We start from the raw sequence: 18,618 nt of genomic DNA, 5'->3' as shown, positions 1-18,618 counted from the left end.
GTATAAGAGACAGCCCCCGGACAGGGGACGGGGGCCGGCTGGTGTCGGGCCGGCGGTCCGGCCCGGATCGGGAACCGGGCCGGATCGCCGACGTCTCAGAGCTGGGCCAGGTCGAACGCCCAGATGCCACGGCCGTGGGTGGCCACGTAGACCGAGTTGTCCACCGCGTTGTACTCGACGTCCATGCCGACGGTCAGCGGCAGGCCGGCGCCGAGCCGCTGCCAGTCGGTCGCCCCGGGCGCCCGGTAGAAGGTGGCCAGGTCGGTGGCGAGCACCAGGGCGCCGTTCGACAGCTCCCTGATCGAGCTGGCGGGCACGTCCGGCAGGTTCGCCGAGACGTCCTTCCAGGTCGCGCCCGCGTCGGTCGTCTCGTAGACGTGGCCGTAGCCGGCGCCCGGGCCCTCGGTGAACCGCCGGGAGAACCCGTTGATCGCGAGGAAGGCGTGCGCCGGGTTGGCCGGGTCGACGCCGGCGCCCTGCACGAACCGGTTCGGGAAGTCCGCCGGCAGGGTCAGCTGGTGCCAGCTCGCCGGGTCGTTCACCTTGCCGACCGCGACGCCCCGGGTGAACCCGGCGTTGTTGCACGGACCGCACCAACCGACGTACGCCGTGCCGCCGGAGACGCCCACCGAGGTCGCGGTATGGCCGCCGCCCAGGTCGAAGACGTTCGTCCAGCCCTTGCCGTTGGAGATCGCGTACCCCTTGGTGTTCACCCAGACGTGCTGGCCGCCGGCGACCCACACGTTCGCGTCCTTCGCGTCCGGGGAGAACGGCGCGATGAACCGGGCCAGCTCGTCGCCGGGCGCCGAGGTGTACGGCTGGATGTCCCGCGAGGTGGAGGTCGACGCCGTGCCCGGGCCCGGGTTGGCGTTGCAGTTCTCGGTCACTCGCATGGCCAGGTTGGTGTACTCCTGGACCTGCCGGCAGCCGTTCGCCGGGTCGGCCAGCGAGTCGCCGCCGTCACCGCCGAAGTTGGAGCCCATCACGGTGTCGCCGGCCCGCAGCACCGAGGCGCCGTTGTCCTGGAGACCGCCGGAGACCACCGTGCCCGCCTTGGCCGGGTCCTTGCCGACCGAGACCGAGTAGTACTGGAGGGCGTCGATGCTGCCGTCGTTCAGGCTCTGCCAGTCGGCGGCGTGCCCGTCCTTGTCGGTCTTCCCGTTGATCGGCCGGCGGTAGATGCCGCCGTCGTTGCCGACGTAGACGAAGCCGTTGCCCACCGCGACCGAGTGCTGGTCGGAGTGGGTGGTCTTGTTGCACTTGTTCTGCGCGTCGTAGATGTTCCAGCAGGAGAAGCCGAAGTTCCAGTACGGCCCGACGGTCTTCCAGTTGGCGCCGCCGTCGGTGCTCTCGTACACCTCCTCCAGGCCCGCCCAGACGTGGTTCGGGTTCGCCGGGTCGACCGCGAGGAACTGGTTGTACCAGGCCTGGATGCCGGGACCGTAGCCCTTGCCGATCACGGTCTGCTTGAGCGCGGAGCCGGAGTTGCCCAGCTTCGACGAGTCGGCGATCTTGCTCCACGGCCCGGCGGGCGAACCGTTGTTGGAGACGTAGATGCCGTCCAGGTAGCTGTTGACGTTGCCGGCCGGCTTGTTGAGCAGCTTCGGCGACTGGTTGATCGCGTACAGCTTGCCGCCGTCGGCGGAGAACGCGAACGTCACGTAGCCGATGTCGTCGGCCGGGATGGAGCCGGTCGGGTTGACCTTGGCCCAGCCGCCCGCCGTGTAGTCGGCGGTCTCGTAGAAGCCGTTGTAGGTGTCGCCCGACCGCCAGGCCGAGGCCACCACGACGTGCTTCGGATTGCGCGGGTCGTCGGCCACGTCGTTGACGATGTTCTTGTACGCCGCGTTGGCCGTGCCCGCGTCCGCCCCGCCCGGCAGGTAGCTCGGGTTCGGCGCCCACTCGAACTTCCACGCCCCGGAGCCGCTGCTCATCGAGTGCGAGTAGAGACCCCGGTTGGTGGCGGCCCAGACCTTGCCGTCGAAGAACCGCAGCTTGTTGATGACCGTGCTCTCCAGCTCGGTGCCGCCGACCCGGTCGGCCGCGGTGAACTGACCGGTCTTCGGGCTGGCCAGCCGGTAGACGCCGGCGCCGACGTACGAGGTCGCGCCGGTGTTCGCCTCGCCCGAGGCGTACCAGAGCGAGCCGTCGGCGGCGAGCACCACGTCGCCGCTGGACAGGGTGGGCAGCTGGTCGGTGATCGGCGTCCAGCTCCCGCCGCCGATCGAGGACCGCCACACGCCACCGTCGGCGCCGGCCGCGTAGACGTACCCGCTGTTGTCCGCCGCGAGGCCGGTGATCCGACCGGTCACCAGGCCCGCGCCCCCGGAGGAGTTGGAGGCGTAGTCGCGGTAGCGGGGGTCGTCCCCGTCATACTTGATCTTGGTGACCTCGCGCCAGCTGCCCTTGGTGGCCGGCAGCCCGTTCAGTTGGCTGAACGCGTTCGAGTACGCGCCCGGCGCGACGATGCCCGGGGCCGACCGGGCCTGGGCGAACTGCTCGGCGATGACCCGGGCCTCGAAGGCCTCCTCGCCGGCCTCTTCCGAGTTCTCCCCGGCCGCCATCTCGGCGAACTCCCGGGGGTGCCAGGGCAGGTTGGCGCCCGGCTCCTGGGCCAGGCCGAGGGCCTCGAGGACCTCGTGGTTGGTGGCCGCGACGCCACCGAGCGCGGCGGTCAGCACCAGCGCGCCCGCAATTGTCGCCGGCTTGCGCCAGCGGAATTTCGACATGTGAATCCTCCAGGATTCAGGGAGGTCCCGGGCAGGGTGGGCCCGGGGAGGGAGACCACGGCGGCGGATGGCGTGGCCGTGGTGTGCTGCCTGGTGATCGGACGGGCACCGTCCGGATTCGACCCTCGTCGCGCTGCGGCGTCCACCTGGCGGACGGGTCACACCTCGTCGGGCCCGGCAGGACCGGGACAGCGGGGAGGGTCAGGCGGTGGCGGGTGGCGCCCGGGTGAGCAGGGTGCCCCGGGGCGGCAGCGGAACGACCGGCGGCCGGTAAGGGGTCGCGGCGAGGACGGCGACCGTCGTGCCGTCGACCCGCAGGGGCGCGCCGAGGAGAAGATCGTCCGGTCCGTCGGTCTGGCCGACGCCGGCGCGGTGGTCACCACAGGGCCCGCCGGGAACCTCCGCCCGCAGCTCCGGCGGAGTGTCGGGGTGCGCGTGGCGCTCCCCGACGGCCCGGGGGTCGCCGGACGGCGGGGCGGCAGGGTGCGGCGTGGCGACCGGGGCGACGACGCGCCGTTCGTCAGGAGGGACGACGTGCGTCGCGTCGTGGACGATCGACCGGTGCGCGGCGGTGACCACCGCGCCGGGCAGGTGGGCCTCCGCGCAGGCCGGCGCGCCCAGACCGGCCAGGACGAACGCCAGCGCGACGACGACGGCGCTCAACCGGTCGCGCACGCGCATGGGGCCAACCTGTCGGAACGAGGGATGTCGGACGCCGCTCGGGCGGGCGGCCGGGGGCCGCGGGCGGGAGACGGGTGGTAAGGAGTATCCGGGGGGTCGATCGCTTGCTGCCGGGATCACGCTAGCAACACCAGTTGACGACCGGCAACGGGTTGATGGTCGTACTTTCGGCTGGTCAGCGCGGCGACCGAGGGAGCGCTCCCGAGTGGAGGCTCAACGCCGAAGCGGGGCAAGGCCGTCGGCCGCGCCCCGCTTCCCACGACGTGTCAGTGGAAGAAGTGCCGGGTGCCGGTGAGGTACATGGTCGCCCCGGCCTCCTTCGCCGCGGCGATGACCTCCTCGTCGCGGATCGAGCCGCCGGGCTGGACGATCGCCCGGACGCCCGCCTCGATCAGGATCTTCGGCCCGTCGGCGAAGGGGAAGAACGCGTCCGAGGCGCAGACCGATCCGCGGGCCCGGTCCGCCCCGGCCCGGCTGACCGCGAGCTGCGCCGAGTCGACCCGGTTCACCTGGCCCATGCCCACGCCGACGGTCGCGCCGTCCCTGGCCAGCAGGATCGCGTTGCTCTTCACCGCGCGCACCGCCCGCCAGGCGAAGGCGAGGTCCCGCAGGGTCGCCTCGTCGGCCGCCTCGCCGGTGGCCAGCCGCCAGTTCGCCGGGTCGTCGCCCGCGGCGTCGATCCGGTCCCGCAACTGCACCAGGACGCCGCCGGTGACCTGCCGCCATTCCGCCGGCAGCGGGTTGAACTCCGGGGCGCGCAGCAGCCGGATGTTCTTCTTCCCCTGGAGGATCTCCACCGCGCCCTCGTCGAACCCGGGCGCCACGAGCACCTCGGTGAAGATCTCGGAGACCTGACGGGCCAGCTCCACGCTCACCGGGCGGTTCACCGCGATCACCCCGCCGTACGCCGACACCGGGTCGCAGGCGTGCGCCTTGCGGTGCGCCTCGGCGACGTCCACGCCGACGGCGATGCCGCACGGGTTGGCGTGCTTGATGATCGCCACCGCCGGCCGGTCGGCGAAGTCGTTCGCGGCCCGCCAGGCGGCGTCCGCGTCGACGTAGTTGTTGTAGGACATCTCCTTGCCGTGCAGCTGCTCGGCCTGGGCCAGTCCGGCCGGGCTGGCCGGATCGGCGTAGAGGGCCGCCGCCTGGTGCGGGTTCTCGCCGTAGCGCAGCACCGCCTGCCGGGTCAGCGCCAGCCCGGCGAACTCCGGCCACCCGTCGGCGGCCGGGGCCAGCGTCGCGGCGAACCACTCGGCGACCGCCACGTCGTAGTCGGCGATGACGGCGAAGGCGCGGGCGGCGAGCGCCCGGCGCTGGGCGAGCGTGAAGCCACCCGCGCCGAGGGCGGCCAGCAGCGCGGGGTACGCGGCCGGGTCGGTCACCACGGCGACCGAGGCGTGGTTCTTGGCGGCGGCGCGGACCATCGCCGGACCGCCGATGTCGATCTGCTCGACGCACTCGTCCTGGTCGGCGCCGGAGGCGACGGTGGCCTGGAACGGGTAGAGGTTCGAGACCAGCAGGTCGATCCCGGCGATGCCGTGCTCGTCGAGCTGGGCCGCGTGGGAGTCCTTGCGCAGGTCGGCGAGGAGGCCACCGTGGATCTTCGGGTGCAGGGTCTTCACCCGGCCGTCGAGGATCTCCGGGAAGCCGGTCACCTGCTCCACCGGGGTCACCGGCACGCCCGCGCCGGCGATGGTCGACGCGGTGCTGCCGGTCGAGACGAGCTCCACCCCGGCGTCGTGCAGGGCCCGGGCCAGCTCGACCAGGCCGGTCTTGTCGTAGACGCTGACCAGCGCCCGCCGGATCGGGCGGCGGTCGTCCTGAGTGGAACTCACGGCACGGTGACCTTTCTTCCGGTGATCGTCCAACCTTCACGGACCAGCCGGCCGACCTGCTCGACGAGCTGGCGGCGCTCGGCGGACTTGATGCGCTCGGTGAGCGTCTCCTCGTCGTCGTCGTCCAGCACCGGCACGGCGACCTGGGCGACGATCGGGCCGGTGTCCATGCCGGCGTCGACGAAGAAGAGGGTGGCCCCGGTGAGCTTCACGCCGTAGGCGAGGGCGTCCCGGGGACCGTGGATGCCGGGGAACGCCGGCAGCAGGGTGTTGTGCGTGTTGAGGTAGCGGTCGCCGAACGCGGCCAGGAAGTGCGGGCCGACGAGCTTCAGGAAGCCGGCGCTGATGACCAGGTCGGGCCGGTGCTCGGTGACGTGCGCGGTCAGCGCCTTGTCCCAGTCCTCCCGGGTCGGGTGGTCCTTCACCCGGTCGACGAAGGTCGGCACCCCGGCCGCGGCGGCCCGGTCCAGGCCCGCGATCCCGTCCCGGTCGGCACCCACGGCGACCACCCGGGCCCCGTACGCGGGGTCGGCGGCGGCGTCCAGCAGCGCCTGAAGGTTGCTGCCGGAGCCGGAGACGAGGACGACGAGGCGGGCGACGGACGCGGGCTCGGTCACGCGGCCACCCTATCGGGCAGGTCGGGGCGTCCAGCGCTCGGGCAGCGCCGCTTCGGGCGGTCACCCGGATGGCCCGGGCACGATACGCTGCCGGTCGCTTCGCTCGGTGCCCGGCGTACGCCCGGCCCCGCACCCGTCAGTGAACCGGCACCCCCGGGGGTGCCGATGGAACGAGGAGTACGCCCGCCATGCAGCCTGGTTACCCGCAGCAGCAGCCGCCGCCGCAGATCGACAACAACATGACGATGTCGATCGTCTCGATCTTCCTGTTCTGGCCGTTGGCCATCCCGGCCATCATCAACGCGTCCAAGGTGAACCCGCTGCTCCAGCAGGGTGACTACGCGGGCGCCCAGGCGGCCGCCGCCGAGTCGAAGAAGTGGTCGAAGCTGGCCCTCATCATCGGCATCATCTGGATCGCCCTGACGGTCGTGTGCTGCCTCGCCCTGGGCGTCGGCGGAATGATGAGCGGCAACAGCACGAACTGACGACCGCCGACCCCCAGCCTGAGGAGCATCCAGTAATGCAGCCCGGTTACCCCGGTCAGGACCCGTACGGCCAGCAGCCGCCGCAGGATCCGACCGCTCCGCAGTACCAGGACCCGTACGCGCCGCCGCCGCAGGCGCCGCAGTACGGGCAACAGCCCCCGGCCGGCCAGCCCTACGGCCAGCCGCAGGACCCGTACACCCAGCCGCAGGCGCCGCAGTACGGGCAGCAGCCGACCTCGGGACAGCCGTACGGCCAGCCGACCCCCGGCCAGCCGTACGGGCAGCCGACTTCGGGACAGCCGTACGGGCAGCAGCCGTACCAGGACCCGTACGGCCAGCAGCCGCCCTACGGCGCCGCGCCGACGTACCCGAACGCCGGCTACCCGATGCCGCAGGGCCAGCAGAACACCCTCGGCCTGGTGTCGATGATCCTCGGCATCGCGTCCATCCCGCTGGCCTGCTGCTACCTGGGCATCCCGCTGGGCATCGCCGCGGTGGTCACCGGCTACCTCGGCAAGCAGAAGGTCAGCCAGGGGGTCGCGGCCAACGGCAGCCAGGTCACCACCGGCCTGATCTGCGGGGCGATCGGCATCGTGCTGGGAATCGCGCAGATCATCGCGATTGTGGCGCTCAACATGAATGTTCCCGGCGCCTGAGCCGGGCCATCAGGTGATGGGGGCGTCCCGGCGTGGTCCGGGATGCCCCTTTCGCTGTACCAAGAGTTCAGGCCCGCGTGGCCGGACGAGGAGCTTCGTGGCGGCGGCGCCGAGCAGCGCGCCGACCCCGACGACCCCGGTGGCCATCCCGGCCACCTGCCAGGGCACCGGACCGATCTCGGCCAGCCGGCCACCGCCGAGCGGCCCGCCCGAGGCGGCGGCCGCCGCGCCGAGCAGCAGGCCGGCGACCGGTCCGGCGAGCGCCGCCGGGGCGAGCAGCGGCCCCCAGCCGACCACCGTCCGGTCCTCGACGGCCAGCCGCAGCAGCCGCCGGGCGAGCAGCCAGCCGGCGGCCATCCCGGCCAGCACCGGCACCGCGAGCAGTCCGGCGCCGAACCCGTCGACCGGCCCGCGCGGCAGTCCGGCCAGCAGCGGTACGGCCGGCAGCGCGCCGACGGAGACCTCGCTGGTCCGCACCGCCGTGTCGGTGCCGACGGCGAACCCGGGGCCGAGCAGGTAGGCGGCCGACCAGACGGTGGCGTTCGGCGCGTACGCGAGGCTGACCAGGGTGATGCCCGCCTGACCGGCCACCCCGGTCCGGTACGCCCCGATCATGTCGGCGGCGTCGCCACCCCCGGTCGCCACCGACAGGCCGGCCGCCCCGGCGCCCGCGCCGAGCAGCAGCAGCCCGGCGACCAGCCCGGTCCGCACCCCGTCCCGCAACGGCGGCGCGGAACGCCGGGCCAGCAGGCCCGACACGCCCGTGGTGCGCAGCGCGCCGACCAGCGCCGACAGCGCGCCGAAGACCGCGAAGGTGACCGCCGCCCGGACCGGGGACACCCGCGGGCCGCCCACGCCGACGACGGCCGCGGCGAGGGCGCCGAGCAGGGCGTACCCGATGCCGACCGCGACCGCGGCGGTGAGCGCCTGCCGCGGTGAGCGGCCGTCGCGGGCGCCGATGGCCCGACTGACGTGCACCCCGGCCCGGGTCAACCGCCAGACCGCCAGCGCCGCCAGCGCCAGCGGCGCCAGGCCGAGCGGGCCGGCGGAGGTCTCCAGCGGCACCCCGTGGCCGAGCAGCCAGCCGGCCAGCCCGGTGCGCAGCGCGCCCGCCGGCGAGCCGGCGTCCTCACTGAGCTGGGCCAGGCCGAGCACGACGGTGACCGGCAGCCAGGACGTGAGAGCCGCCCACCCGGCCGCCACGCCGGCGGCGACGGGCAGCGGCGCCCGGCGTCGTGGCGCCTCCCCCGACCGGGGCGCGGGCACCCGGGACGCCGGCCGGGCACGGCCCGGCGGCCGGGTGTCGGCGGCGACTCCGGCGGCGGGGCGGCGGGGCTGGTCAGGGGTGACGGGTGACATCGGCTCTACTCTGGCATGCCGCACGAGCGGCGGCAGTCCGATACCGCCCCGGAAGGGCGGCGAGTTCCGTGATCCACCGGCTTCCCGACCTCGATCCGGTTTAGCCTCGGCCCAGGACGCGACCCTTTCCTGTCGCGGCACCAACCGCTCGGAGGAAGCCGTGAACGCTCCGTATCCGCCGCCGCCACCGCCGCCGGCCGCCGGCCGGGACCGCACCACCCTCTGGGGCGTACTGGGCATCGTCCTCGGCCTGATCTGCTGCGGCATCCTCGGCATCGTCTTCGGCTGGCTGTCGATCCGGGACGCGAAGCGGTTCGGCAAGTCACCCGTGCTCGGCTACCTGGCCATCGCGTTCGGCGTGATCAACATCATCGGCAGCGCGATCTGGCGGGCCAGCGGCCGCGACCTGTACTGGTACAGGTGAGGGGGCCGACCGCTGCCGGTCGACCCCCTCCACCACGTCACGTACGGCTCAGCCGGCGGACATGATCTCCCGCATCAGCTTGGCGGTCTCGGTCGGGGTCTTGCCGACCTTCACGCCGACGGCCTCGAGGGCCTCCTTCTTCGCCTCGGCGGTGCCCGCCGAGCCGGAGATGATCGCGCCGGCGTGACCCATGGTCTTGCCGGGCGGCGCGGTGAAGCCGGCGATGTAGCCGACCACCGGCTTGGTGACGTTGGCCTTGATGAACTCGGCGGCCCGCTCCTCGGCGTCGCCACCGATCTCACCGATCATCACGATGGCGTCGGTCTCCGGGTCGGCCTCGAACGCGGCCAGGGCGTCGATGTGGGTGGTCCCGATGATCGGGTCGCCGCCGATGCCGACGCAGGTCGAGAAGCCGATGTCGCGCAGCTCGTACATCATCTGGTAGGTCAGCGTGCCGCTCTTGCTGACCAGGCCGATCCGGCCGGTGCCGGTGATGTCGGCCGGGATGATGCCGGCGTTGGAGGCGCCCGGCGAGGCGATGCCCGGGCAGTTCGGCCCGATGATCCGGGTCCGCTCGCCCTTGGCCACGTTGTACGCCCAGAAGGCGGCGGTGTCGTGCACCGGGACGCCCTCGGTGATCACCACGGCCAGGTCGATGCCGGCGTCGATCGCCTCGACGACCGCGCCCTTGGTGAACTGCGGCGGCACGAAGATGACCGTGACGTCGGCCCCGGTCTCCTTCATGGCGTCCGCGACGGACGCGAAGACCGGCAGCTCGGTGCCGTCGAAGTCGACCGTCTGGCCCGCCTTGCGCGGGTTGACGCCGCCCACCACGTTGGTGCCGGCGGCGAGCATCCGCCGGGTGTGCTTGGAACCCTCGGAACCGGTCATCCCCTGCACGATGACCTTGGAGTCCTTGGTCAGCCAGATAGCCATGATCAGACCCCCGCAGCTGCCAGCTCGGCGGCCCGCTCGGCCGCGCCGTCCATGGTGTCCACCCGCTGCACGAGCGGGTTGTTCGCGCCGTCGAGGATCGCCCGACCGGCCTCGGCGTTGTTGCCGTCGAGGCGGACGACGAGCGGCTTGGTGACCTTCTCGCCCCGCTGCTCGAGCAGCCCCAGCGCCTGGATGATGCCGTTGGCGACCTCGTCGCAGGCGGTGATGCCACCGAAGACGTTCACGAAGACGCTCTTCACCGACGGGTCGGAGAGGACGATCTCGAGGCCGTTCGCCATCACCGCGGCGCTCGCGCCACCGCCGATGTCGAGGAAGTTCGCCGGCTTGACGCCGCCGTGCCGCTCACCGGCGTACGCGACCACGTCGAGGGTGGACATGACCAGACCCGCGCCGTTGCCGATGATGCCGACCTCGCCGTCGAGCTTGACGTAGTTGAGGTCCTTCTCCTTGGCGGCCTGCTCCAGCGGGTCCACCGAGGCCTGGTCGACCAGGGCCTCGTGGTCCGGGTGCCGGAACGCGGCGTTCTCGTCGAGGGTGACCTTGGCGTCGAGCAGCAGCACCTTGCCGTCCGCGTTCTTCGCCAGCGGGTTCACCTCGACCAGCGTGGCGTCCTCGGCGACGAACGCCTGCCACAGCTTGACCGCGATGTCGACGACCTGGTCGGCGACCTCGGCCGGGAAGCCGGCGGCGCTCACGATCTCGCGGGCCTTCGCCTCGTCGACGCCGGTGTTGGCGTCGATCGGGGCCTTGACCACCTTCTCCGGAGTCTCCGCGGCGACCTGCTCGATGTCCATGCCGCCGGCGACGCTGGCGATGCAGAGGAAGGTGCGGTTCGCCCGGTCCAGCAGGTACGAGAAGTAGTACTCCTCGGCCACGTCCGCGGTCACCGTGATCATGACCTTGTGGACCGTGTGACCCTTGATGTCCATGCCGAGGATGTCGGTGGCGCGGGCCACCGTCTCCTCCGCGCCCTCGGCCAGCTTGACGCCGCCGGCCTTGCCTCGGCCGCCGACCTTCACCTGCGCCTTGACGACCACCCGACCGCCGAGGCGTTCGGCGATCGCGCGGGCCTCCTCCGGGGTAGTGGCGACGCCGCCGGCGAGCACGGGCAACCCGTGCCGCTCGAACAGGTCCCGCCCCTGGTACTCGTACAGGTCCACGATTGCGCGTCCCGTCCCGTCTCCGCGGCGCGCCGTCGCGCCGCCACCAGCGTTGGAAAATCAGTTTGACGCCTGTCATCAGATGAGACAGGTCATTTGCCGCAGCCTAACGAGATGGGAACCGGGGGCAACCGAGCGGGTGCGGGGTGTGCGGTAATGCACAGCCGCCGGCCCGACCGGTCAGGCCACCCGGCAGCGGCCGGCCGAGTAGCGGACCACCACCGCCATGATCTCCTGCTCCGACCGGTCGGCGAAGTTGACCGTGGCGGTGAACCCGGTGCCGAAGAAGGCCTGCTGCATTCCCGCGTCGAGCGCGGTGAAGGCACCCAGGTCACCGCCGGCCCGCGGGTCGCGCGCCCGCACGCAGAGCATCTTCTCCAGCCCCCAGCGCCGCCGGTAGATCTGGTCGATCGCCTCCCACGGCAGCCAGATCGCCTGCCCCCTGGTCGGCCGGGTCTTGATCCAGAGTCCGGCCGGGCCGACCGCGAGCACCGGACCGCCGGACGAGACCAGCCAGAGCTGGAGGCCGACCACCAGGGCGAAGAAGAACATGATCAGCGGTACGGCGAGCAGGATCTCCGCGCCGCCGTTCTCCGACGACGCCGCCAGCCCAATCGGGCAGGCGATCACCAGCCCGATCAGCAGGGTGAGGCCGCCCAGGGCCAGCCCCCGCTTGCGCAGGCTGGGCCGGGCGACGAACGGCTGGTCCTCCGGGATCCGCTTCGCCCGTCGCGCCGCCGGCGGCTGCCAGGGCGGCGGCAACTGCGCCGGCCCGCCCGGATACCCCTGCGGCGGCGGCCCCGACCAACCGCCGCCCGACCCACCCGGATACCCCTGCGGCGGCGGCCCCGACCAACCCGGACCGGCCGGCGGCGGCGCGGGCCAGCCCCCGCTCGTGCCGTCCGGCTGCCCCTGCTGCGGCCAGCCGGCGGCCGGTGGACCCGGCGGCTGCCCGGCGGCGGGGTTCGGCTGCGGGTGCGGCGGCTGGTTCACGGCAGGCTCCCGGCGGGATCATCGACCGCGGAATGCGGTACGGGGAGCCACAGGGTACGGCCCGCACCGCGACGGGCAGGCCCCCGGCAGAAGTGACGCGGACCCCAAAAGGCCTCGCGGCACCTCATGATCGACTCCAGATCCGCGATGTGGGGGCTGCCCACGTCACCCGGGCAGCCCCAGATCGCGAATCCAAAGTGGATCAGGCACGGATCGGGCCGGCATCGGCGGGGTGCCAGGCCGGCAGCGGGCCCGGTGGAGAGGGCTGCCGCGCCCGCCGCGGGCGTCGATTCAGCCGTCCGGGGGATGTTGCGGAAGATGCGTAACCCCGTCGTGGGGGCGTCGTTGAGTCTGATGTCGGAGCGCTGATCAGCGCGATGACGGGAGACGGCCGATGCCCTGTCGGTCGAGGGGTGGCGGCGGGGCATCGTGCATAGAGGGGCCGGGCGTGTGAGGGGTGCGTCCGGCCCTTCCCCCTGCCCGCGCTCCGGTCATTCCCGCCCGACCGCGCCCACCGCGCAGCAGCCGGGCTGTCACCTCGCCCGCAAGCGCCCACGCGCACCCGCAGGCCAGGACCTCGGGCAACGGCATCCACCGCACGCCCACCGGGCCGGGACCGCACGCAACAGCATGCACGCGCGCCTACCGGGCCGGGAGGTCACCCAACGGCGTCCATCAGCCGGGGCCGCACCCGCAGGCGCCCGCATCGCACGCCCGTCCGGCGCGGCCTCGACTGCAGGCGCCCTTCCTGGACACCCCGGCTACGGGCGCGAACCCGCTCCGCGGCGCCCACGCTTGCGACGAGCAATCCGCGACGACACGCGACGACACGCGACGACACCGCCGCCGGCAGCCAGGCTGCGGTCAGGCGACCGGCTGGGCGACATTCTGCCGGACCCACTCCACGATGGACTGGGTGGTGGCACCCGGCGTGAAGATCTTGGCCACGCCGAGCCGCTCCAGCTCGGGGATGTCGGCGTCCGGGATGATGCCGCCGCCGAAGACGACGATGTCCCGGGCGTCCCGCTCCGCGAGCAGTTCCAGTACCCGCTTGAAGAGCGTCATGTGCGCCCCGGAGAGCACGGAGAGGCCGACCGCGTCGGCGTCCTCCTGGATGGCGGTCTCCACGATCTGCTCCGGGGTCTGGTGCAGGCCGGTGTAGATGACCTCCATGCCGGCGTCGCGCAGGGCGCGCGCGACCACCTTCGCGCCCCGGTCGTGGCCGTCCAGGCCGGGCTTCGCGACGACGACCCGGATACGAGAGCTCATCAGCGCACACCTTTCACCGGCTCCGCGGCTATCACCTGAACGAACGGTAACCCGCCCGCCCCGACGCCGGGAAGCCGGGCTGCACCCATAGCCTTCGACCGCACCGCCCGGAAGTCGGACGCCTCCGCCGAACGGTCACTGTGCGCGACGAACGGACGGTTAACGGGCCCCCCGTCCGGGGGCGCGAGCTATGACATCAGCGGACGGAAAGGGACAGAACGAAACCCCAATTCGGCGCTTCGGCTTGTGACTGGAGTGGCAGTTGGCTAACGTGACCACGGTTGTCATCAGGTCCATGGACGGGTGACGACGCGGCCAGCCGACGTTCACCCGAGTTTCCCGGGCGCCGGTCGACCGCATCGGAACCCCGACAACGGAGGGTGTGCGTGCGCCAGCGCCTGTCGTCTGAGCCCGATAGATATCGCGGCCGCCGCCGCGTACCCACCCCCCCGCGGAGCCGTTACGCGGCGGTCGTCACCACCGCCTTCGTCGGGGCCGGCATCGTCGCCCTCGGCGCGAACGCCCTGCCGGACGCCAAGAGCGTCAGCCCGTCGGTCCTCGACGAGCTCAAGCAGGCCTCGATCACCAGCCAGGACGCGGCGGCCCGCGCCGACGCCGCCGACCGCGCCACCCGGGACAGCCGGGTCGCCAAGGCCGGGACCGAGCAGGACGTCTGGCTGCTCCCCCTGCAGGGCTACGACTTCAACTCGCCGTACGGCATGCGCTGGGGCAAGCTGCACACAGGCGTCGACCTGGTCGCTCCGGAGGGCACCCCGTACGTCGCGATCCACTCCGGCACCGTCACCAAGGCCGGTTGGTTCGGCGGGTACGGCTACGCCGTGATCGTCCAGCACCCGGACGGCAGCGAGGCCATCTACGGCCACTCCTCCGCCGTGAGCGTCCAGGAGGGCCAGCAGGTCAAGGCCGGCGACCAGCTCGGTCTGGTCGGCAACACGGGGCACTCCTACGGCTCGCACCTGCACCTGGAGATCCATGTCAACGGGCAGCCGCTGGACCCGGTGCCGTGGCTCGAGGACCGCGGAGTGGACATCAAGCTGCAAGTCGAGGCAATCTACAGCGAGGTAGCGGCGTCCTGACGCTGGGTACCGCCCGCTTGCCGCCCGGATCATTGGATCCGGGCGGTTTCGTTGACGCGAAGTCTGCCGGGTCACAGCGACAACTGTGAGCGGAGACACAGCTAAGCATGATCGTTTTCCGGGTCAGATCACCCAGCTGAGGCGAAACCGGGCGTGGGCCGTCAGCAGCCCCGGCCGTCCCACCGGAGCCCCTACCCGGCGCGGACCGGGCCGACACCAGTATTTCGAGGTCAAGTGCCCCTCGACTGTGAGGTCCGCCGTGCAGGAAGACAGCTCCGTCCAGAACGAGAACACCCACGACGTTCCCCGGCACCGGGCGCGCAGGCGGCCGGGCCGGCGCAGCACGTACTTCGTGGTCGGCGCGGTGGCGCTGATCGGCCTCGGCCTCGGCGGCGTCTCCGTCGCCACCGCCGACCACGGCACACCGACCCCCGCCGCCGTCGACTTCGACGCCCAGGCCCGCGCCGAGGCCGCCGCCCGCGCCGACCGCTCCGTCCGGGAGTCGACCGCCCCGGTCACCCCGTCCGCGACCGCGGCCAGCCCGTCGCCGAGCCCCTCCACGGCCAGCCCGACGCCGACGAAGAAGGCGGCCACCGCCAAGCCGACGCCGAAGAAGACCGCCAAGCCGAAGCCCTCCTGGGTCATCCCGATGAAGGGCGCCGCGATCACCTCCTGCTACGGGCAGCGGTGGGGCACCCTGCACGCCGGCATCGACTTCGCGATGCCCGCGGGCACCCCGATCCACGCCGCGGCGGCGGGCACCGTGGTCAAGGCCGGCGACGTCGGCGACGGGTACGGCAACTCGGTCTTCATCGACCACGGCAACGGCTACCTGACCCACTACGCCCACCAGAGCCGCATCGCGGTCAGCGTGGGCGAGAAGGTCAGCGCCGGCGAGGTGATCGGCTACGAGGGCGCCACCGGCGACGCCACCGGCCCGCACCTGCACTTCGAGGTGCACAAGGGCGCGATGTGGAACCAGATCGACCCGGCGCCGTTCCTGCGCGCGCGGGGCATCGACGTGGCCTGCTGACGGTCGCGGAGCACGACGAGGGACCCGGTCCGGCGGTTCGCCGGCCCGGGCCCTTCGTGGTCGCTCAGAGCTTGTCGATCGGGGCGTGCCGCAGGACCAGCCACATGGTCTGGTCGCCGAAGTCGATCTGCGCCCGGGCACCCGGGCCGTGCCCCTCCACGGCGAGCACCCGCCCCAGGCCGTAGCGCTGGTGGTTGACCCGGTCGCCGGCCGCCACCTTCGGCCCCTGGGGCAGCTCGCTGGCAGTGGCCAGCCGGCTGCCGTCCACGCCGAGCCGCTTCGCCAGTTGCGCCGCCTTGGGGGTGCCGCCGGTGAAGCCGCCCCGTCCGCCGGGCGCGCGGTCCGCCCGGCCGCCGACGCCGCCGCCTCCGCCGGCCCACGAGGTGTACGACCCCTCGGTGCGCTCCCACCGGACCAGATCCGGCGGCAACTCCTCCAGGAACCGCGACGGCGGGTTGTAGGCCGGCTGCCCCCAGGCCGAGCGGGTGACCGAACGGGACAGGTAGAGCCGCTGCCGGGCCCGGGTGATGCCCACGTACGCGAGCCGGCGCTCCTCCTCCAGCTCCCGGGTGTCGCCGAGCGAGCGCAGGTGCGGGAAGACGCCGTCCTCCAGGCCGGTCAGGAAGACCACCGGGAACTCCAGGCCCTTCGCGGTGTGCAGGGTCATCAGGGTGACCACGCCCTGGTGGTCCGGGTCGTCGGAGGGGATCTGGTCGGCGTCGGCGACCAGCGCCACCTGCTCCAGGAAGCCGGCCAGGGTGGCCCGTTCCCCCTCCTCGCCCAGCGCCTCGATCCGCTCGGTGTACTCCCGGGTGACGCTGACCAGCTCCTGGAGGTTGTCCACCCGGCCGGCGTCCTGCGGGTCGAGGCTCTCCTCCAGCTCGGTCAGGTAACCCGAGCGGGTCAGCAGCGCCTCCAGCACCTCCTCCGGGGTGCCGGTCTCGGCCAGCTGCCGGGCGCCGTCGAGCAGCGCGACGAAGTCGGCGATCCCGTTGGCCGCCCGGGTGGAGATGCCCGGCGCGTCCTTGGCCCGGCGCAGCGCCGCCCCGAAGGAGATCCGGTCCCGGCTGGAGAGCGCCTCCACGCACGCCTCGGCCCGGTCGCCGATGCCCCGGCGCGGGGTGTTGAGGATCCGGCGCAGGCTGACCGTGTCGTCGTCGTTGACCACCGCGCGCAGGTAGGCCAGCGCGTCGCGGACCTCCTTGCGCTCGTAGAAGCGCACCCCGCCGACGACCTTGTACGGCAGGCCGACCCGGATGAACACCTCCTCGAAGACCCGGGACTGGGCGTTGGTGCGGTAGAAGACCGCGACGTCGCCGGGGCGGGTCTCGCCGTCGTCGACGAGCCGGTCGATCTCCCGGGCCACCCAGTCCGCCTCGGCGTGCTCGGTGTCGGCGACGTACGCCACGATCTGCTCGCCGGCCCCGGCGTCGCTCCAGAGCCGCTTGGGCTTGCGGGAGGTGTTCCGGTCGATCACCGCGTTGGCGGCGTTGAGGATGGTCTGGGTGGAGCGGTAGTTCTGCTCCAGCAGGAGGGTCCGGGCGTCGGTGAAGTCCCGCTCGAACTCGAGGATGTTGCGGATGGTCGCGCCCCGGAACGCGTAGATCGACTGGTCGGCGTCGCCGACCACGCAGAGCTCGGCCGGCTCGATCCCCTCGGTGCCGGAGACCAGCTCCTTGATCAGCACGTACTGGGCGTGGTTGGTGTCCTGGTACTCGTCGACGAGGACGTGCCGGAACCGGCGTCGGTAGCTCTCCGCGACGTGCGGATGCGACTGGAGCAGGTGCACCGTCGTCATGATCAGGTCGTCGAAGTCCAGCGCGTGCGCCTCGCGCAGCCGCCGCTGGTAGAGCGTGTACGCCTCGGCCAGCGCCCGCTCGTTGGGCCCCTTGGCCCGGCTGGCGAACGCCTCCGGGTCGACCAGCTCGTTCTTGAGGTTGGACACCTGGGCGGCGAGCCCGCGCGCCGGGTAGCGCTTCGGGTCGAGGTCGAGCTCCCGGGCCACCATCTGCATCAGCCGGCGCGAGTCGTCCGCGTCGTAGATCGAGAACGCCGACTTCAGCCCGGCGTGCTCGTGCTCGGCCCGCAGGATCCGGACGCAGGCGGAGTGAAAGGTCGACACCCACATCAACCGGGCCCGCGGCCCGACCAGGGCGGCCACCCGCTCCTTCATCTCGCCGGCGGCCTTGTTGGTGAAGGTGATCGCGATGATCTCGCCCGGGTGCACGTCCCGCGCGGCGAGCAGGTACGCGATCCGGTTGGTCAGCACCCGGGTCTTGCCGGAACCGGCGCCGGCCACGATCAGCAGGGGCGAACCCGCGTGCGTGACGGCGTCGCGCTGGGGACCGTTCAGCCCGGCGAGGAGGGCCTGCGGGTCCAGCCGGGCGGCCGACGGCTCCCGGTCGCGGCGCGGCGACAGACCGGCCTTCATTCGGTCCGGAGCGCCGCCTAGCGGCGCGGAGGCCGAATCATGGCCGCCAGCCGAGCTGGAGTCGTCGTAGGACCCGGGCCGGTGCGGCGGGGTCGGCTCCGGCGCGGGCGGGGACGCGGGAATGTCGAAGAGAGGATGCATCGCACGGCGAGTCTATGCCGCCGGACGGACACTTCCCGCCCGAGCACGCCCCGACGAGACGAAGCCGTCACCGGGGACGGAAACGCACCCCGTCCCACCTGTTGGCGGGAATCCTTGCGCACCCCGGCCACCGCTCGGCATACTCGACGACGTGTTCGGTCAGCGCTTCTACTTTTACTACGGCACCGGGAGTCCGGCAGCCGTAGGTCGCGCCTGATCACAAGACCTGCGAAAGCCCCGGGCTCGGAGAGCCCGGGGCTTTTTCGTCCCGGGATCCGGGCACCGGGCCCGACACCCGAGGGGTACGACGATGATGACTGACGTGGCGGAGCAGAGCGGCAGCCTGGCGAAGAACCACGACGGGGCCGACACTGGTGCGACGGCGGCCGCGACCGCCCGGACCGGCACCGGCGATTCGGCGGCCGCCGAGCGGATCGTGGCGATCCGGGAGCGGATCGACGAGATCGACCGGACGATCATCGCGCTGTGGCAGGAGCGGGCCGCCCTCTCCCAGGAGGTGGGGGCCACTCGGCTCGCCTCGGGCGGCACCCGCCTGGTGCTCTCCCGGGAGCGGGAGATCCTGGAGCGGTTCCGGCAGGCGCTGGGTGCGGACGGGACGCAGCTCGCGCTGCTGCTGCTTCGCGCCGGCCGCGGCCCGCTGTGAGGAGGGGCGGCCCGGCCCGGCGGCCCGGCGGGCCGCCGGGGGCGGGCCCGGATACGACGGACCGCCCGCCGGCGTCGAACTGAC

At 72.8% G+C, this 18,618-nt stretch carries 16 protein-coding genes; 6 read left to right on the top strand and 10 right to left on the bottom strand.

Going from position 1 to position 18,618, the window contains the following annotated elements:
* Positions 1-95: 95 nt before the first annotated feature.
* From DKT69_RS22350 to purN, 4 genes are all read right to left on the bottom strand, one after another.
* Positions 96-2,729, bottom strand: coding sequence for a beta propeller repeat protein (locus DKT69_RS22350; protein ID WP_201749796.1), 2,634 nt, complete (start codon positions 2,727-2,729; stop codon positions 96-98).
* A gap of 201 nt (positions 2,730-2,930) precedes the next feature.
* The gene (locus DKT69_RS22345; protein WP_109803472.1) at positions 2,931-3,410 is read right to left on the bottom strand and encodes a hypothetical protein; all 480 of its coding nucleotides are present in this window, start codon (positions 3,408-3,410) and stop codon (positions 2,931-2,933) included.
* 266 nt (positions 3,411-3,676) lie between these two features.
* Positions 3,677-5,248, bottom strand: coding sequence for a bifunctional phosphoribosylaminoimidazolecarboxamide formyltransferase/IMP cyclohydrolase (purH, locus tag DKT69_RS22340; RefSeq protein WP_109803471.1), 1,572 nt, complete (start codon positions 5,246-5,248; stop codon positions 3,677-3,679).
* Complete coding sequence (gene purN, locus DKT69_RS22335) at positions 5,245-5,865, bottom strand: phosphoribosylglycinamide formyltransferase (protein WP_109803470.1); 621 nt, start codon at positions 5,863-5,865, stop codon at positions 5,245-5,247. The genes purH and purN overlap by 4 nt, the downstream gene beginning before the upstream one ends.
* 188 nt (positions 5,866-6,053) lie before the next feature.
* On the opposite strand from purN, the gene DKT69_RS22330 reads away from it, so the two are divergent.
* Positions 6,054-6,350: a CD225/dispanin family protein gene (locus DKT69_RS22330; protein ID WP_109803469.1), complete on the top strand. Its 297-nt coding sequence runs from the start codon at positions 6,054-6,056 to the stop codon at positions 6,348-6,350.
* A 35-nt stretch (positions 6,351-6,385) separates the two neighbouring features.
* Complete coding sequence (locus DKT69_RS22325; RefSeq protein ID WP_109803468.1) at positions 6,386-7,006, top strand: DUF4190 domain-containing protein; 621 nt, start codon at positions 6,386-6,388, stop codon at positions 7,004-7,006.
* A gap of 9 nt (positions 7,007-7,015) precedes the next feature.
* On the opposite strand, the gene DKT69_RS22320 is transcribed toward DKT69_RS22325, so the two are convergent.
* Positions 7,016-8,365, bottom strand: a complete 1,350-nt coding sequence (locus DKT69_RS22320; protein WP_236648159.1) for a cell division protein PerM — start codon at positions 8,363-8,365, stop codon at positions 7,016-7,018.
* A gap of 160 nt (positions 8,366-8,525) precedes the next feature.
* On the opposite strand from DKT69_RS22320, the gene DKT69_RS22315 reads away from it, so the two are divergent.
* The gene (locus DKT69_RS22315) at positions 8,526-8,789 is read left to right on the top strand and encodes a hypothetical protein (protein ID WP_109803467.1); all 264 of its coding nucleotides are present in this window, start codon (positions 8,526-8,528) and stop codon (positions 8,787-8,789) included.
* A gap of 48 nt (positions 8,790-8,837) precedes the next feature.
* On the opposite strand, the gene sucD is transcribed toward DKT69_RS22315, so the two are convergent.
* From sucD to icmB, 4 genes are all read right to left on the bottom strand, one after another.
* A complete protein-coding gene (gene sucD, locus DKT69_RS22310) occupies positions 8,838-9,725 on the bottom strand; it encodes a succinate--CoA ligase subunit alpha (RefSeq protein ID WP_109803466.1) in 888 nt (295 codons plus the stop codon).
* Positions 9,726-9,727: 2 nt separating this feature from the next.
* Positions 9,728-10,906 carry an ADP-forming succinate--CoA ligase subunit beta gene (sucC, locus tag DKT69_RS22305; protein ID WP_109803465.1) on the bottom strand — a complete coding sequence of 393 codons (1,179 nt, stop codon included), beginning with the start codon at positions 10,904-10,906 and terminating at the stop codon, positions 9,728-9,730.
* A gap of 180 nt (positions 10,907-11,086) precedes the next feature.
* Entirely contained in the window at positions 11,087-11,899 is an 813-nt protein-coding gene (locus DKT69_RS22300) for a hypothetical protein (RefSeq protein WP_109803464.1), read from the bottom strand.
* Between the two features lie 864 nt (positions 11,900-12,763).
* Positions 12,764-13,168: a coenzyme B12-dependent isobutyryl CoA mutase small subunit gene (gene icmB / locus DKT69_RS22295; protein WP_109803463.1), complete on the bottom strand. Its 405-nt coding sequence runs from the start codon at positions 13,166-13,168 to the stop codon at positions 12,764-12,766.
* A 386-nt stretch (positions 13,169-13,554) separates the two neighbouring features.
* Here icmB and DKT69_RS22290 point away from each other — a divergent pair, with 386 nt between their 5' ends.
* Positions 13,555-14,265, top strand: a complete 711-nt coding sequence (locus DKT69_RS22290; protein ID WP_109803462.1) for a M23 family metallopeptidase — start codon at positions 13,555-13,557, stop codon at positions 14,263-14,265.
* A 259-nt stretch (positions 14,266-14,524) separates the two neighbouring features.
* Positions 14,525-15,298, top strand: a complete 774-nt coding sequence (locus DKT69_RS22285) for a M23 family metallopeptidase (RefSeq protein WP_109803461.1) — start codon at positions 14,525-14,527, stop codon at positions 15,296-15,298.
* 64 nt (positions 15,299-15,362) lie between these two features.
* Here DKT69_RS22285 and pcrA read toward each other — a convergent pair whose 3' ends face one another.
* Entirely contained in the window at positions 15,363-17,870 is a 2,508-nt protein-coding gene (gene pcrA / locus DKT69_RS22280) for a DNA helicase PcrA (RefSeq protein ID WP_109803460.1), read from the bottom strand.
* Between the two features lie 310 nt (positions 17,871-18,180).
* On the opposite strand from pcrA, the gene DKT69_RS22275 reads away from it, so the two are divergent.
* The gene (locus tag DKT69_RS22275) at positions 18,181-18,534 is read left to right on the top strand and encodes a chorismate mutase (RefSeq protein ID WP_109803459.1); all 354 of its coding nucleotides are present in this window, start codon (positions 18,181-18,183) and stop codon (positions 18,532-18,534) included.
* The last annotated feature ends 84 nt before the right edge of the window (positions 18,535-18,618 follow it).

The sequence above is a fragment of the Micromonospora sicca genome (assembly GCF_003172935.1).
Lineage (GTDB): Bacteria > Actinomycetota > Actinomycetes > Mycobacteriales > Micromonosporaceae > Micromonospora > Micromonospora sicca.
The sequence above is the reverse complement of the archived record's forward strand: the minus strand, read 5'-3'. Positions and strand labels throughout refer to the sequence as shown.

What these genes read in the sequence shown, in the direction of transcription:
- DKT69_RS22325 (WP_109803468.1), top strand. Translation starts at nt 6,386, where the DNA reads ATGCAGCCCGGTTACCCCGGTCAGGACCCGTACGGCCAGCAGCCGCCG.
- DKT69_RS22350 (WP_201749796.1), bottom strand. Translation starts at nt 2,729, where the DNA reads ATGTCGAAATTCCGCTGGCGCAAGCCGGCGACAATTGCGGGCGCGCTG.
- pcrA (WP_109803460.1), bottom strand. Translation starts at nt 17,870, where the DNA reads ATGCATCCTCTCTTCGACATTCCCGCGTCCCCGCCCGCGCCGGAGCCG.
- DKT69_RS22320 (WP_236648159.1), bottom strand. Translation starts at nt 8,365, where the DNA reads ATGTCACCCGTCACCCCTGACCAGCCCCGCCGCCCCGCCGCCGGAGTC.
- DKT69_RS22275 (WP_109803459.1), top strand. Translation starts at nt 18,181, where the DNA reads ATGATGACTGACGTGGCGGAGCAGAGCGGCAGCCTGGCGAAGAACCAC.
- icmB (WP_109803463.1), bottom strand. Translation starts at nt 13,168, where the DNA reads ATGAGCTCTCGTATCCGGGTCGTCGTCGCGAAGCCCGGCCTGGACGGC.
- DKT69_RS22345 (WP_109803472.1), bottom strand. Translation starts at nt 3,410, where the DNA reads ATGCGCGTGCGCGACCGGTTGAGCGCCGTCGTCGTCGCGCTGGCGTTC.
- sucD (WP_109803466.1), bottom strand. Translation starts at nt 9,725, where the DNA reads ATGGCTATCTGGCTGACCAAGGACTCCAAGGTCATCGTGCAGGGGATG.
- DKT69_RS22330 (WP_109803469.1), top strand. Translation starts at nt 6,054, where the DNA reads ATGCAGCCTGGTTACCCGCAGCAGCAGCCGCCGCCGCAGATCGACAAC.